The sequence below is a fragment of the Bacillus sp. LSHTCR4 genome (assembly GCF_057197025.1).
The window spans coordinates 548,682-564,707 of record NZ_JBXUNO010000003.1; the positions used below are offsets into that span (position 1 = coordinate 548,682).

Here is a 16,026-nt window from a genome sequence, read left to right on the forward strand (position 1 = left end):
CTTACGTCTAATAAGATTTATTTTTCAATAGGTAATTTATTGGGTGTTCCCGGTTTGCGTGGATATTTCTTTGGTGTCTTGCGTTTTTTCTCGATTAATAAAATATTACGTTCACTTTCTTCAAACGGTAATTGGAACGTAGACATTTCTTTTAGATCCCCGCCTAGTACCTCTAAAGCATACTTGCCATTTTCAATTTCTTCGTTTGCTGCAGCACCTTTCATTGCAATGAATGTTCCCCCAACTTTTACAAGTGGTAAACATAGCTCACTTAATACTGAAAGACGCGCGACTGCACGTGCCATTACAATGTCGTACGCTTCACGTACACCTTCTTTTTTCCCAAACGTTTCAGCACGATCGTGACAAAACGCGACGTCACTTAATTCCAACTTTTGTGCTAAATGATTTAAGAAATTAATACGTTTTTGCAATGAGTCTACAATCGTCACTTTTAAATGCGGGAAACAGATTTTTAAAGGAATGCTTGGGAATCCAGCTCCTGCGCCAACATCACAAATTGAGAATGGTTTTGAAAAATCATAATAAAAAGCAGCTGTAATGGAATCAAAAAAGTGTTTTAAATATACTTCCTCTTTCTCCGTAATAGCCGTTAAGTTCATTTTTTCATTCCACTCTACTAGTGTTTCGAAGTAGATTTCGAACTGCTCTAACTGTCTAGAAGAGAGGGTGATACCCTTCTCTTCTAGCATAGATTGAAATTGTTCTATGTTCATCTAACAATATCTCCTTACTATTTATTGGTTCGATACTCGCGCAATTTTTCCTTGTTCAATATACACAAGTAAAATGGAAATGTCCGCTGGATTTACACCCGATATACGTGAAGCCTGTCCCATTGAAAGTGGACGAACATCTTTCAATTTCTGTCTAGCTTCTGATGCAAGGCTAGAAATTGCATCATAATCAATATCCACAGGGATTTTTTTGTTTTCCATTTTCTTCATACGCTCTACTTGCTGTAAAGATTTTTCGATATATCCTTCGTACTTAATCTGAATTTCAACTTGTTCTGTAACCTCATCACTTAATTCTACTTCACTTGGTACTAAAAGATGAATATGCTCATATGTCATCTCTGGACGACGTAATAAGTCACTTGCACGTATTCCATCTTTCAATTCGCTTCCACCAATATTGCGAATTAATTCTTGAACTTCAGGACGTGGTTTAATAATAATGCTGCTTAAACGTTCCTTTTCCTGTTCAATTTGTAATTTTTTATTTATAAATCGTTCATAGCGCTCTTCTTTAATTAATCCAATTTCACGACCAACTTCAGTTAAACGAAGATCCGCATTATCGTGGCGTAATAATAGACGATACTCTGCACGAGACGTTAATAAACGATATGGTTCATTCGTCCCTTTCGTTACAAGATCATCAATTAAGACACCAATATAAGCATCCTCACGACCTAAAATAACTTCTTTTTTACCTAAAGAACGACATGCTGCATTAATTCCGGCCATAAGCCCTTGTCCTGCCGCCTCTTCGTAACCAGAAGTTCCGTTAATTTGTCCTGCTGTATATAAATTTTTAATTTTTTTCGTTTCAAGTGTTGGCCATAGTTGTGTTGGCACAATTGCATCATATTCAATTGCATAACCTGTACGCATCATTTCAACATTTTCTAGACCAGGGATTGTTCTAAGCATATCACGCTGTACGTCTTCTGGTAAGCTTGTGGATAAACCTTGTACGTATACTTCTTGTGTATTACGTCCTTCTGGCTCTAAGAAAATTTGATGGCGTGGTTTATCATTAAACCTTACTACTTTGTCTTCAATTGAAGGACAATATCTAGGACCTGTTCCCTTAATCATACCAGAATACATAGCTGAGCGATGTAGGTTCTCATCTATTAAACGATGTGTTTCCGTACTTGTATACGTTAACCAACATGGAATTTGATCCATAATAAACTTTGTCGTTTCAAAAGAGAAAGCTCGTGGTTTATCATCACCTGGCTGAATTTCTGTTTTACTGTAATCAATCGTATTACTATTTACGCGCGGAGGTGTACCTGTTTTAAATCTAACAAGATCAAATCCAAGCTCCTCTAAATGTTCTGATAACGTAATAGATGGTTGTTGATTATTTGGACCACTCGAATATTTTAAATCTCCCATAATAATCTCACCACGTAAAAACGTACCAGTCGTAATTACGACTGTTTTTGCTGTATATTCAGCACCAGCTTGCGTAATTACCCCTTTACATTCGCCATCTTCAACGATTAAACGCTCTACCATTCCTTGGAACAACGTTAAGTTTGGTGTTTCTTCAATTGTTTTCTTTAATTCATGCTGGTAAGAGAATTTATCTGCTTGTGCTCGAAGTGCGCGTACAGCTGGTCCTTTACCTGTATTTAACATACGCATTTGAATATGCGTTTTATCAATGTTGCGTCCCATTTCTCCGCCTAATGCATCAATTTCACGAACAACAATCCCTTTTGCTGGTCCACCAACAGAAGGGTTACATGGCATAAACGCTACCATATCTAAGTTAATTGTTAACATTAATGTTTTGGAGCCCATTCGTGCTGCCGCAAGACCAGCTTCACATCCTGCATGACCTGCACCGATTACTATGACGTCGTATGAACCGGCATTGTATCCCATTGTTTATTCCTCCTAATAATCTCTATCTTTCTGAAACATCACTATATTATTTTCCTAAACAAAACTGAGAGAACAACTGGTCAATTAGGCTTTCATGAACGGTATCACCAGTAATTTCACCAAGTATTTCCCACGTTCTTGTTAAATCAATTTGCACCATATCAATTGGAACACCATTTTCTATCGCTTCAATTGCGTCTCCAATTGTTTTTCCTGCTTGTGTTAATAATCCAATATGTCTCGCGTTAGAAACATATGTTACATCTGCAGAATCAATTGTTCCTTCAAAAAATAAATCAGCTATTGCAGTTTCAAGCTCATCTATTCCTTGTTCCTCAATTAACGACGTTGTAATAACACGATTTCCCTCTGCCAATTCTATAACACGTTCCATATCAATTGCTTGCGGTAAATCTGTCTTATTTACAATAACAATGAAATCTTTTCCTTGTACGGCACGGAATAGATCTTCATCCTCATTCGTTAAAGCTTCGCTATAATTAACGACAACTAACACTAAATCAGCTTGACTCATCATTTCTTTTGAACGCTCTACACCAATTCGTTCAACAATATCTTCTGTTTCACGAATACCGGCTGTATCTATAAGTTTAAGTGGTACACCACGCACATTAACGTACTCTTCAATAACATCACGAGTTGTTCCTGCAATATCAGTTACAATTGCCTTTTTCTCCTGAACGAGACTATTTAATAGCGATGATTTCCCAACATTAGGTCTACCGATGATTGCAGTAGCAATACCTTCACGTAAAATCTTTCCTTGCTTTGATGTTTCTAATATTTTTGCAATTTCAGCACGAACATGTGTAGCTTTCTCAATTAAGATATGATGTGTCATTTCTTCCACATCATCATATTCTGGGTAATCTATGTTTACCTCAACATGAGCTAACGTTTCTAATATATCCTGACGCAGACGGCCGATTAATTTGGATAATCGTCCTTCCATTTGATTAATCGCTACGTTCATTGCTCGATCTGTTTTTGCACGGATTAAGTCCATAACAGCTTCTGCTTGTGATAAATCAATACGGCCATTTAAAAAAGCACGTTTTGTAAATTCACCAGGCTCCGCTAATCGTACTCCTTGCGCTAAAATAAGCTGCAATACTTTATTTACCGAAACAAGTCCACCGTGACAGTTAATTTCTACTATATTTTCACGTGTAAAAGTCCTTGGTGCACGCATAATAGACACCATTACTTCTTCAATAACCTGATTTGTATCTAAATCAACAATATGACCATAATGAATTGTGTGAGAAGGAACCTCTGTTAAATCCTTCCCTTTAAAAATACGATTAACTTTTTCAACCGCATCATCCCCACTTACTCGAACAATGGCAATTGCACCCTCTCCAAGCGCTGTGGAAATCGCGGCAATTGTATCAAATTCCATGTCCTTTCACCTCACTTGCTTATTTATCTCTATTTCAACATGATTATTTTCTTCACTAAATTATTAGAATACCATAACGAACCTATCTACAAAAGAATAATAACTCATTTTATTATGTCCTCATGTAAAAAACACTAAACTTATTCACAGTGGATAAGTTTAGTGTTTTTTAGTTATCCACACCTATTTTCCCCTCAAAAAAACCGGCACTCAATTGAGTAACCGGTCACTTGGAAGATATTACAACATGTCGATTTGGTTCTTTTCCTTCAGAAGTTGTAATGATATTTTGATGATTAGATAATGCTTGGTGGATAATCTTTCGTTCAAAAGATGGCATAGGCTCCAATACAACTCTTTTTTTCGTACTTACTACTTGTTTGGCTAATCGATAAGAAAGTGCTTCTAACGTAGCTTTTCTTTTACTACGATAATTCTCAGCATCTAATGTGATACCAATGTACTGCTTCGTATTACGATTCGCCACAAGTTTTGTTAAATACTGTAAAGAATTCAAGGTGTTCCCTCTTTTTCCAATCAAAACACCTACATTTTCGCCGTAAATTGTAAATTCAACTTCGCGTCCTTTTACAATTTTACTAATCTCAGCTTCCACACCCATATCGTGAATAACATTTTTTAAATATTCTTCACATTCTTGAATTGGATCTTTCTTCAATACAACTTCTACTACTGCAGGTCGGTTCCAAAATAAACCTAAGAACCCTCTCTTACCCTCATCGATAATATTTATATCTACTCGGTCTTTTGAAACATTTAATTGCCTTAAAGCATCCTGTACTGCCAGCTCGACTGTTTGTCCTTTAGCAGTAATTATACTCACTTGCTTGATCCTCCTGCCTTACTAGCCTTAATTTCCGGCCCTTTGATCAAGTACATTTGAGCGATACCAAAGATATTACCAACAACCCAGTAAAGTGATAATGCAGCTGGGAAGTTAATTGCAAAGATTAAAATCATAATCGGCATAAGCCAAATCATCATTGCCATTTGTGGATTTTGACCAGCAGTTCCTGCCATTGCAAGCTTTTGCTGAATAAATGTCGTAATCGCTGCAACAACCGGTAAGATATAGTAAGGGTCTGCCTGTCCTAAATCAAACCATAAAAATGTATGTTTACTAATTTCTGATGTTCTCATAATCGCATGATAAAATGCGAATAAAATAGGCATCTGAACAAATATTGGTAAACAACCGGCTAATGGATTTACACCATTTTTTTGATATAGCTGCATCATTTCTTGTTGTAATTTTTGCTGTGTTGCTTGGTCTTTCGAGCTATATTTCTCTTTTAACTTTACCATTTCTGGTTGTAACGCCTGCATAGCTTTCGTACTCTTCGTTTGCTTAATCATTAATGGTAATAATGCAAAACGAATAATAAGGGTCGTAATAACGATCGCTAAACCGTAATTATCACCAAGCCATGTCGCAAAATACGTGATTAACTGAGAAAGCGGGTATACGAAATATTCATTCCAAATCCCAGTGCTCTTCGATGTAATCGGCTGACCCGTTTCACTACAGCCGGTAGCAATTGCCATTAATGTAATAACCATGGCCAGTAAACCTATTTTCTTTTTCAAAGCCTGCTCCTCCTTGTTTCGGTATGTATATAGTGTAATTCATTTCCTTACGCTACTTTTTTATTCTTTTCATACCAGAGCGTTTAAAGACATGAATTAAGCTTTTCTTTACTTCTTCATATGTCATCTCTGCACAAGGCTTCCTTGCTATTATAACAAAATCTTTTCCAGAATCTATCTCATCTTTTAATTCTGTGATCGACTGGCGAATCATACGTTTAATTCGGTTACGCACTACTGCATTTCCTATTTTCTTGCTGACAGAAAGGCCAATACGAAAGTTTGGCTGCTCTTCTTTATCTAGTTGATACACAACAAATTGACGATTCGCATTCGATTTTCCTTTCTGAAAAACCGTCTGGAATTCATCATTCTTTTTTATACGATGTTTTTTCTTCATATCAATTGACACTCCTGTAGTTCATCAGCGGAAATTCACTATTATTAGAAAAAAAGACCACTGAACGATCAGTGGTCTACGCAGATAATACTTTTCTTCCTTTACGACGACGAGCTGCTAGCACTTTACGTCCGTTCGCTGTGCTCATACGGCTGCGGAAACCATGTACTTTGCTGCGCTTACGTTTATTTGGTTGGTAAGTTCTTTTCATTATATGACACCTCCCTGAGGAATATCTGTTAAAGACAGTCTTATAAATTATAGTTAATCAACTAGGAAAATGTCAATGGTTCTAGAAATTTTCATGAAATATTCATTTCGAACCTATTCACATACTTTTTCACAGACGCTACATTTCCTTGTGGATAAATGTTTTTTCTTGTTTTTTATATCCACAAACTCATTTCATACTTTTACACAGTATATCGTGTTGTGGACAAGTTTATTCCACAAGGTATTGATTTTGTGGATAACTTTCTTAATTTCATTGCTATAGCTACTTTTTTTTGATATTATAGTTGTGTTTTCACTTTGAATAAGTTTTCCACATCTTTATCTTATCCACAATTTGTGTATAACATGTGGACAGTTTTAATCACATGTGGGTAAATGATTATCCACATTTGCTTTTTTTGTCGAAAACCCTATCTCATATACAAACGACGTTTTTAGGTTTTAAAATACGTTTCGTATAAATATACATTTTATATTTATTTAGGTTGTACATTTGTTGCGCAACCTTATTCTTTTACCATCTTAGTAAAGGAGGGACACCTTTGGAAAACATCTCTGATTTATGGAACAGCGCCTTAAAAGAACTAGAAAAAAAGGTAAGTAAACCAAGTTATGAAACATGGTTAAAATCAACAACCGCACATAATTTAAAGAAAGACGTATTAACAATTACGGCTCCAAATGAATTCGCCCGCGATTGGTTAGAATCTCATTATTCAGAGCTAATTTCGGAAACACTTTATGATTTAACAGGGGCAAAATTAGCTATTCGCTTTATTATTCCCCAAAGTCAAGCTGAAGAGGAGATTGATCTTCCTCCTTCTAAACCAAATTCAGCACAAGATGATTCTAATCATTTACCACAGAGTATGCTAAACCCAAAATATACGTTTGATACGTTTGTTATTGGCTCTGGTAACCGTTTTGCTCACGCTGCTTCATTGGCCGTAGCCGAAGCGCCAGCTAAAGCATATAATCCCCTCTTTATTTATGGGGGAGTTGGACTTGGAAAGACCCATTTAATGCATGCAATTGGTCATTATGTAATTGAACATAACCCAAATGCCAAAGTTGTATATTTATCATCAGAAAAATTTACAAATGAATTCATTAATTCTATTCGTGATAATAAAGCGGTCGATTTTCGTAATAAATACCGTAATGTAGATGTTTTATTGATAGATGATATTCAATTTTTAGCAGGAAAAGAACAAACTCAAGAAGAGTTTTTCCATACATTCAATGCATTACACGAAGAAAGTAAACAAATTGTAATTTCCAGTGATCGGCCACCAAAAGAAATTCCAACTTTAGAAGATCGTCTTCGTTCTCGCTTTGAATGGGGACTCATTACGGATATTACGCCACCAGATTTAGAAACACGAATTGCAATTTTGCGCAAAAAGGCAAAGGCTGAAGGACTTGATATACCAAATGAGGTCATGCTTTACATTGCAAATCAAATTGATTCAAATATTCGTGAACTAGAAGGTGCACTTATCCGAGTCGTAGCTTATTCATCTTTAATTAATAAAGATATTAATGCTGATTTAGCAGCTGAAGCACTTAAAGATATTATTCCAAATTCTAAACCAAAAATTATCTCCATTTATGATATTCAAAAAGCTGTCGGAGATGTTTATCAAGTAAAATTGGAAGATTTCAAGGCGAAAAAGCGAACGAAATCGGTTGCCTTTCCTCGCCAAATTGCAATGTATTTATCACGTGAACTGACAGACTCCTCCTTACCTAAAATAGGTGAAGAATTCGGTGGACGCGATCATACAACAGTTATACATGCACATGAAAAAATTTCTAAGCTACTTAAGACGGATACGCAATTACAAAAGCAAGTTGAAGAAATTAACGATATTTTAAAGTAGTAGCTGAATAGTGTGAATAACTTTCCTTGTTTTACGCACAGTCTATCCACATGTAGATAGACTGTTTTTACATCCTTTAACGGGGTTATCCACATATCCACAAGCCCTATTACTATTACTACTATTTTTTATCTTTATTAATTAAATAAAATCTTATACTTACCGGAGGTTTTTCTTTATGCGTTTTACAATACAAAAAGACTATCTTGTAAGAAGTGTACAAGATGTAATGAAGGCTGTTTCTTCTCGTACAACAATTCCGATCCTTACAGGAATTAAAGTTGTAGCTACGGAAGAAGGAGTTACATTAACAGGAAGCGATGCTGATATTTCGATTGAATCTTTTATCCCAGTTGAAGAGGATGGAAAAGAAATCGTAGAAGTAAAACAATCAGGAAGTATTGTTTTACAGGCGAAATATTTTAGTGAAATTGTAAAAAAATTACCTAAAGAAACTGTAGAAATTTCTGTAGAAAATCATTTGATGACAAAAATAACTTCTGGAAAATCAGAGTTTAATTTAAATGGTTTAGATTCTGCAGAATATCCGTTGTTACCACAAATTGAAGAACATCATGTTTTTAAGATCCCAACGGATTTACTTAAACATATGATCAGACAAACTGTATTTGCAGTTTCCACTTCTGAAACAAGACCGATCTTGACAGGTGTAAACTGGAAGGTATATAACAGCGAACTAACTTGCATTGCTACAGATAGTCACAGGTTAGCTCTTCGAAAAGCAAAAATCGAAGGTATTGCAGATGAATTCCAAGCAAATGTTGTTATTCCGGGGAAAAGCTTAAATGAATTAAGCAAAATTTTAGATGAGTCTGAAGAAATGGTAGATATCGTTATTACGGAGTATCAAGTATTATTCCGTACAAAACATTTATTATTCTTCTCAAGATTGTTAGAAGGAAATTATCCTGATACAACTCGCTTAATTCCAGCGGAGAGTAAAACAGATATTTTTGTAAATACAAAAGAATTTTTACAAGCAATTGATCGTGCATCTCTATTAGCAAGAGATGGTCGTAATAATGTTGTAAAATTATCAACTTTAGAGCAGGCAATGCTAGAAATTTCTTCGAATTCACCAGAAATCGGAAAAGTAGTAGAAGAAGTTCAATGTGAAAAAGTAGATGGGGAAGAGTTAAAAATATCTTTTAGTGCAAAATATATGATGGATGCACTGAAAGCATTAGATAGTACTGAAATTAAGATTAGCTTTACTGGAGCAATGAGACCATTCTTAATTCGTACAGTAAATGATGAATCCATTATTCAATTAATTTTACCGGTTCGTACTTACTAAGTAAGAAATAAGGGTTGCTAGTTTTCAGATGCTAGTAGCCCTTATTTGATTTTTGGGTATTACTTTCCTAATGCTAGTTTATTTAGTACAATGAAAGAATGAACACTTTCAGAAAGTGAGCGATTTTATGAAACGTATTAAAATTTCAACAGAGTATATTACACTAGGACAATTTTTAAAGTTAGCCGATGTAATTGATACAGGTGGCGCTGTAAAATGGTTTTTACAAGAATATGAAGTGTACGTGAATCAAGAACTTGAAAATAGAAGAGGTCGCAAACTATATGCGAACGATATTATTGAAATTCCAGGAAGCGGAAGTTTCCAAGTTCAGTCATAAAGGGGGAGCCCTTTGTTTATTTCAGAAATACAATTAAAAAACTATCGCAATTATGAAAAGTTAGAGCTTTCCTTTGAAGATAAGGTAAATGTAATTATCGGCGAGAATGCGCAAGGGAAAACGAATTTGATGGAAGCTATTTATGTTTTAGCGATGGCGAAATCTCATAGAACCTCTAATGATCGCGAGCTTATCCGTTGGGATGAAGATTTCGGTCAAATTAAGGGGAAGTTACAAAAGAGAAATAGTTCTTTGTCTTTGGAATTAAATATCTCGAAAAAAGGTAAAAAGGCAAAATTAAATCAACTTGAACAACAAAAATTGAGTCAATATATTGGCGTGATGAATGTTGTCATGTTTGCCCCAGAAGATTTAAATCTTGTAAAAGGAAGCCCTCAAGTAAGAAGACGCTTTTTAGATATGGAATTAGGCCAAATAGCTCCGGTCTATTTGTATGAATTGAGTCAATATCAAAAGGTGCTCACACAACGAAATCACTTGCTGAAAAAGATGCAAGGGAATAGTAAGAATGAGGAAACGATGTTGGATGTATTTACACTTCAACTTATTGAGCATGGTGCAAAGATATTGCAAAAGCGTTTTGAATTTTTGCATTTACTACAAGAATGGGCAGCTCCAATTCATCGCGGTATAAGCCGTGGATTAGAAGAATTAGAAATTGTCTATAAACCAAGTGTAGATGTATCAGAATCAATGGATTTGTCGAAAATAAAAGAAGTATACTATGAAAGTTTTCAATCTGTGAAACAACGTGAAATTTTCCGTGGTACGACTTTACTTGGTCCTCATCGTGATGATTTACAATTCTTCGTTAATAGTAAAAATGTTCAAGTCTTTGGTTCACAAGGACAACAACGAACGACCGCACTGTCCCTAAAATTAGCTGAAATTGAATTGATTTACTCAGAAGTTAAGGAATATCCGATCCTTTTATTGGATGATGTATTATCAGAATTAGATGATTATCGTCAATCACATCTGTTAAATACAATTCAAGGAAAAGTGCAAACATTTGTGACAACGACGAGTGTCGACGGAATTGAACACGAAACATTAAAAGAAGCGAAAACAATTCATGTAACGAACGGCACGGTAGATTGTGAAATAGATAGGGCATAATCCCTGTTTAAATGGAAAAGTAGGTGATCTTTGTGTCAATGGAACAAAAGCAAATGCAAGAAAATTCATATGATGAAAGCCAGATACAGGTACTTGAAGGACTAGAAGCAGTTCGAAAGCGCCCTGGTATGTATATTGGATCTACAAGTGGAAAAGGACTTCACCACCTTGTGTGGGAAATCGTCGATAATAGTATTGATGAAGCACTTGCAGGGTACTGTGATGAAATTAATGTTAGTATCGAAGAAGATAATAGTATCCTTGTAACGGATAATGGACGTGGTATTCCAGTTGGTATACAAGAAAAAATGGGACGTCCTGCTGTAGAAGTTATTATGACCGTTCTTCATGCCGGTGGTAAGTTTGGCGGTGGCGGTTATAAAGTTTCTGGTGGTTTGCACGGTGTAGGTGCATCTGTTGTAAATGCCTTATCAACAGAACTAGAGGTATTTGTACATCGTGATGGAAAAATCCATTACCAAAAGTATGAAAGAGGTATCCCAGTTGCGGATTTAAAAGTCATCGGCGATACAGATAAAACTGGAACAATAACTCGCTTTAAGCCAGACCCAGAGATTTTTAAAGAGACGACAGAATATGAATTTGATACGTTAGCGACTCGTATGCGTGAGCTGGCATTTTTAAATCGTAATATTAAATTAACAATTGAAGATAAGCGTGAACATAAGCAAAAGAAAGAGTTTCACTATGAAGGTGGAATTAAATCATATGTTGAACATTTAAATCGTTCAAAACAACCAATTCATGAAGAACCTGTATATGTAGAAGGTTCAAAAGATGGAATTCAGGTTGAAGTTGCGCTTCAATATAACGAAGGATATACAAATCATATTTACTCATTTACGAATAACATTCATACGTATGAAGGTGGAACGCATGAAGTAGGATTTAAAACAGCCTTAACTCGTGTGATCAACGATTATGGTCGTAAAAATAGTATTTTAAAAGATGCAGACAGTAATCTAACTGGTGAGGATGTTCGTGAAGGTTTAACTGCAATTGTGTCAATTAAACATCCGAATCCACAATTTGAAGGACAAACGAAGACGAAACTTGGAAATAGTGAAGCAAGAACAATTACAGAGTCAGTATTCTCAGAGGCATTTGAAAAGTTCTTACTGGAAAATCCAAATGTTGCACGTAAAATTATAGATAAAGGGACGATGGCAGCGCGTGCACGTGTAGCAGCTAAAAAGGCTCGTGAGTTAACTCGTCGAAAGAGCGCTTTAGAAGTTTCAAGTTTACCAGGGAAATTGGCAGACTGTTCTTCTAAAGATCCCGCAATTAGTGAAATTTATATTGTAGAGGGTGACTCTGCGGGTGGATCTGCAAAACAAGGGCGCGATCGTCATTTCCAAGCAATTTTACCGCTGAAAGGTAAAATTATTAATGTTGAAAAGGCCCGCTTAGATAAAATTTTATCAAATGATGAAGTTCGTACAATTATTACGGCGATTGGTACAAATATCGGCGGAGACTTCGATATTGAAAAAGCACGCTATCATAAAGTTATTATTATGACCGATGCCGATGTTGATGGTGCACATATTCGTACCCTATTATTAACGTTCTTCTATCGTTATATGCGTCAAATAATTGAGTGTGGATATATATATATCGCACAGCCACCTTTGTTTAAAGTACAACAAGGTAAGAAAATTCAATATGCTTATAATGAGAAAGAGCTTGAAAAGATTTTAGCTGAATTACCAGCTCAACCTAAACCAGGAATCCAACGTTACAAAGGTCTAGGGGAAATGAATCCAACTCAGCTGTGGGAGACAACAATGGACCCAGAAGTACGTTCATTACTTCAGGTTTCTCTTCAAGATGCAATTGAGGCAGATGAAACATTTGAAATTTTAATGGGAGATAAAGTAGAGCCACGTCGTAACTTTATCCAAGAAAATGCAAAATACGTGAAAAACCTTGATATTTAAATGAGTAATGACAGGAATCTAAGTATTCCTGTCTTCTACATATAAATCAATGTATGTGTAACGGAAATGTAAGAGGAGGTGCTCGTTGATGTCAGACAATCAACAACAAGCACGAATTCGAGAAATTAATATTAGTCATGAAATGCGTACCTCATTTTTAGATTACGCAATGAGTGTTATCGTATCTCGTGCATTACCAGATGTTCGTGATGGATTAAAACCTGTGCATCGTAGGGTTCTATATGCGATGAATGATTTAGGAATTACAGCTGATAAAGCGTATAAGAAATCAGCGCGTATTGTCGGTGAAGTAATCGGTAAGTATCACCCTCATGGTGATTCAGCTGTTTACGAGACGATGGTACGTATGGCGCAAGATTTCAGCCAACGTTATATGCTTGTTGATGGGCATGGTAACTTTGGTTCTGTTGATGGTGATTCGGCAGCAGCAATGCGTTATACAGAAGCAAGAATGTCTAAGATTTCTATGGAATTAATACGTGATATTTCAAAAAATACGATTGATTATCAAGATAACTATGATGGTTCTGAAAGAGAGCCAATTGTATTGCCAGCGCGTTTCCCTAATTTATTAGTGAATGGTACGACGGGTATTGCAGTTGGTATGGCAACAAACATTCCGCCGCACCAACTTGGTGAAGTAATTGATGGAGTATTGGCACTAAGCCATAATCCTGATATTACTATTGCAGAATTAATGGAGTTTATTCCAGGACCAGATTTTCCAACGGCAGGTTTAATTTTGGGACGAAGTGGCATTCGTAGAGCTTATGAAACAGGACGAGGTTCTATTATACTTCGTGCTAAAGTTGAAATTGAAGAGAAGTCAAATGGCAAACAATCTATTATCGTAACGGAACTACCTTATCAAGTGAATAAGGCACGATTAATTGAAAAAATCGCAGAATTAGTTCGCGATAAGAAAATTGAAGGTATTACAGATTTACGTGATGAATCAGATCGAAATGGTATGCGTATTGTTATGGAAGTACGTCGGGATGCTAATGCTAACGTATTATTAAATAACTTATATAAACATACAGCACTTCAAACAAGTTTTGGTATTAACATGTTGTCTCTTGTAAATGGAGAGCCGCAAGTACTGAACTTAAAACAAAATTTATATCATTACTTGGAACATCAAAAGGTAGTAATTCGTAGACGTACTGCTTATGAACTAGAAAAAGCAGAAGCGCGTGCTCATATTTTAGAAGGGTTACGAATCGCCTTAGACCACCTGGATGAAGTTATTACATTAATTCGTAGTTCGAAAACAGCAGAAATTGCAAAGCAAGGTTTAATGGAGCGTTTCGGTTTAAGTGAAAAACAAGCGCAAGCTATTTTAGATATGCGTTTACAACGTTTAACAGGATTAGAACGCGAAAAAATTGAACAAGAATATCAAGATTTAATGAAGTTAATCGCTGAATTAAAAGCAATCTTAGCGGATGAAGAAAAGGTTCTTGAGATTATTCGTGAAGAATTAACGGAAGTAAAAGAGCGCTTCAATGATAAGAGACGCACGGAAATTACAATTGGTGGTATGGAGTCTATTGAAGATGAAGACTTGATTCCAGAACAAAACATCGCCATTACGTTAACTCATAATGGTTATATTAAGAGGTTACCAGCTTCTACGTACAAAACACAGAACCGTGGCGGACGTGGTGTGCAAGGAATGGGAACAAATGATGATGATTTCGTAGAGCATTTATTAACTACTTCTACACATGATCATATTCTATTCTTCACTAATAAGGGGAAAGTATACCGTACGAAAGGATATGAAATCCCAGAGTATAGTCGTACAGCGAAAGGTATACCTATTATCAACCTATTGGGTGTAGATAAGGGTGAATGGATTAACGCCATTATTCCAATTCGCGAATTTGGTGACGATGAGTTCTTATTCTTCACAACAAAACAAGGTATTTCTAAGAGAACGCCACTTTCATCATTTGCGAATATACGTACAAATGGTTTGATTGCAATCTCTCTTCGTGAAGAGGATGAAGTAATATCTGTACGTTTAACATCTGGTGATAAGGATATTATTGTAGGAACAAGCAATGGTATGTTAATTCGTTTTAACGAGCAAGATGTGCGTTCTATGGGACGTAATGCGGCTGGTGTAAAGGCAATTACATTAGGTGAAGAAGATCAAGTTGTAGGTATGGAAATTGTCGAAGAGGATGTAAATGTTTTAATTGTAACGAAAAATGGTTATGGAAAACGTACGCCAATTGATGAATACCGTCTACAAAGCCGTGGTGGTAAAGGTCTGAAGACTTGTAATATTACAGATAAAAACGGTAAATTAGTAGCTGTTAAATCTGTAACAGGTGAAGAGGATATAATGTTAATTACAGCAGCAGGTGTTATTATTCGTATGCCGGTTGATCAAATCTCTCAAATGGGACGTAATACACAAGGTGTTCGTCTAATTCGATTAGAGGATGAGCAAGAGGTAGCGACAGTAGCAAAAGCACAAAAAGATGATGAGGAAGAAACGAGCGAAGAGGTTTCTTCAGAAGAATAAGAGGGGAGATATCTCCCCTCTTTATTTTTTTATAATAATACTTGCATAGGGAAGAGAAAGTCTATATAATAGGCAGAGTCAGCAAATGAGAGATACAAGTTATCTAAAAAAACTTGTTGACGAAAATAATGTACTATGATATATTATAAAAGTCGCTGAAACGCGATGTTGAACTTTGAAAACTAAACGAAACAAACAACGTGAAACGTCAATTTTTATTTTAGATGCTAGACAAACTAACTTTATTGGAGAGTTTGATCCTGGCTCAGGATGAACGCTGGCGGCGTGCCTAATACATGCAAGTCGAGCGAATGGATTAAGAGCTTGCTCTTATGAAGTTAGCGGCGGACGGGTGAGTAACACGTGGGTAACCTGCCCATAAGACTGGGATAACTCCGGGAAACCGGGGCTAATACCGGATAATATTTTGAACTGCATGGTTCGAAATTGAAAGGCGGCTTCGGCTGTCACTTATGGATGGACCCGCGTCGCATTAGCTAGTTGGTGAGGT

Annotated in this window: 13 protein-coding genes and 1 rRNA gene; 7 read left to right on the forward strand and 7 right to left on the reverse strand. The window is 36.0% G+C overall.

Translation table 11 applies throughout. The annotated features are described in order from the left end of the window. Positions 1 to 17: 17 nt before the first annotated feature. The 7 genes from rsmG to rpmH all read right to left on the reverse strand — a co-directional run bounded on the left by rsmG (position 18) and on the right by rpmH (position 6,290). Positions 18 to 737, reverse strand: coding sequence for a 16S rRNA (guanine(527)-N(7))-methyltransferase RsmG (gene rsmG / locus AC2CGR_RS22260; protein WP_001019621.1), 720 nt, complete (start codon positions 735 to 737; stop codon positions 18 to 20). A 21-nt stretch (positions 738 to 758) separates the two neighbouring features. Further along, positions 759 to 2,648 (reverse strand): tRNA uridine-5-carboxymethylaminomethyl(34) synthesis enzyme MnmG, encoded by a 1,890-nt coding sequence (gene mnmG / locus AC2CGR_RS22265; RefSeq protein WP_087968539.1) that lies wholly within the window; start codon positions 2,646 to 2,648, stop codon positions 759 to 761. A gap of 46 nt (positions 2,649 to 2,694) precedes the next feature. After that, positions 2,695 to 4,071 (reverse strand): tRNA uridine-5-carboxymethylaminomethyl(34) synthesis GTPase MnmE, encoded by a 1,377-nt coding sequence (gene mnmE / locus AC2CGR_RS22270; protein ID WP_087968540.1) that lies wholly within the window; start codon positions 4,069 to 4,071, stop codon positions 2,695 to 2,697. A gap of 226 nt (positions 4,072 to 4,297) precedes the next feature. Continuing rightward, a complete protein-coding gene (gene jag / locus AC2CGR_RS22275) occupies positions 4,298 to 4,915 on the reverse strand; it encodes an RNA-binding cell elongation regulator Jag/EloR (RefSeq protein ID WP_131101223.1) in 618 nt (205 codons plus the stop codon). Then, positions 4,912 to 5,679: a YidC family membrane integrase SpoIIIJ gene (spoIIIJ, locus tag AC2CGR_RS22280; protein ID WP_087968542.1), complete on the reverse strand. Its 768-nt coding sequence runs from the start codon at positions 5,677 to 5,679 to the stop codon at positions 4,912 to 4,914. The genes jag and spoIIIJ overlap by 4 nt, the downstream gene beginning before the upstream one ends. Positions 5,680 to 5,731: 52 nt before the next feature. Then, on the reverse strand, positions 5,732 to 6,079 hold the full coding sequence (rnpA, locus tag AC2CGR_RS22285) for a ribonuclease P protein component (RefSeq protein ID WP_029440294.1): 348 nt from the start codon (positions 6,077 to 6,079) through the stop codon (positions 5,732 to 5,734). Between the two features lie 76 nt (positions 6,080 to 6,155). Continuing rightward, a complete protein-coding gene (gene rpmH, locus AC2CGR_RS22290) occupies positions 6,156 to 6,290 on the reverse strand; it encodes a 50S ribosomal protein L34 (RefSeq protein WP_000831901.1) in 135 nt (44 codons plus the stop codon). Positions 6,291 to 6,855: 565 nt separating this feature from the next. On the opposite strand from rpmH, the gene dnaA reads away from it, so the two are divergent. From dnaA to AC2CGR_RS22325, 7 genes are all read left to right on the forward strand, one after another. Further along, entirely contained in the window at positions 6,856 to 8,196 is a 1,341-nt protein-coding gene (dnaA, locus tag AC2CGR_RS22295) for a chromosomal replication initiator protein DnaA (RefSeq protein ID WP_000428025.1), read from the forward strand. A gap of 178 nt (positions 8,197 to 8,374) precedes the next feature. Further along, complete coding sequence (gene dnaN, locus AC2CGR_RS22300) at positions 8,375 to 9,514, forward strand: DNA polymerase III subunit beta (RefSeq protein ID WP_001212891.1); 1,140 nt, start codon at positions 8,375 to 8,377, stop codon at positions 9,512 to 9,514. A gap of 127 nt (positions 9,515 to 9,641) precedes the next feature. Next, entirely contained in the window at positions 9,642 to 9,854 is a 213-nt protein-coding gene (gene yaaA / locus AC2CGR_RS22305; protein WP_000821367.1) for a S4 domain-containing protein YaaA, read from the forward strand. A gap of 12 nt (positions 9,855 to 9,866) precedes the next feature. Continuing rightward, the gene (gene recF, locus AC2CGR_RS22310) at positions 9,867 to 10,994 is read left to right on the forward strand and encodes a DNA replication/repair protein RecF (protein WP_000470746.1); all 1,128 of its coding nucleotides are present in this window, start codon (positions 9,867 to 9,869) and stop codon (positions 10,992 to 10,994) included. Between the two features lie 38 nt (positions 10,995 to 11,032). Next, positions 11,033 to 12,955: a DNA topoisomerase (ATP-hydrolyzing) subunit B gene (gene gyrB / locus AC2CGR_RS22315; RefSeq protein WP_000435986.1), complete on the forward strand. Its 1,923-nt coding sequence runs from the start codon at positions 11,033 to 11,035 to the stop codon at positions 12,953 to 12,955. Between the two features lie 88 nt (positions 12,956 to 13,043). After that, positions 13,044 to 15,515, forward strand: coding sequence for a DNA gyrase subunit A (gene gyrA / locus AC2CGR_RS22320; RefSeq protein WP_071758537.1), 2,472 nt, complete (start codon positions 13,044 to 13,046; stop codon positions 15,513 to 15,515). Between the two features lie 242 nt (positions 15,516 to 15,757). Beyond that, positions 15,758 to 16,026, forward strand: a 16S ribosomal RNA gene (locus AC2CGR_RS22325); the annotation flags it as partial.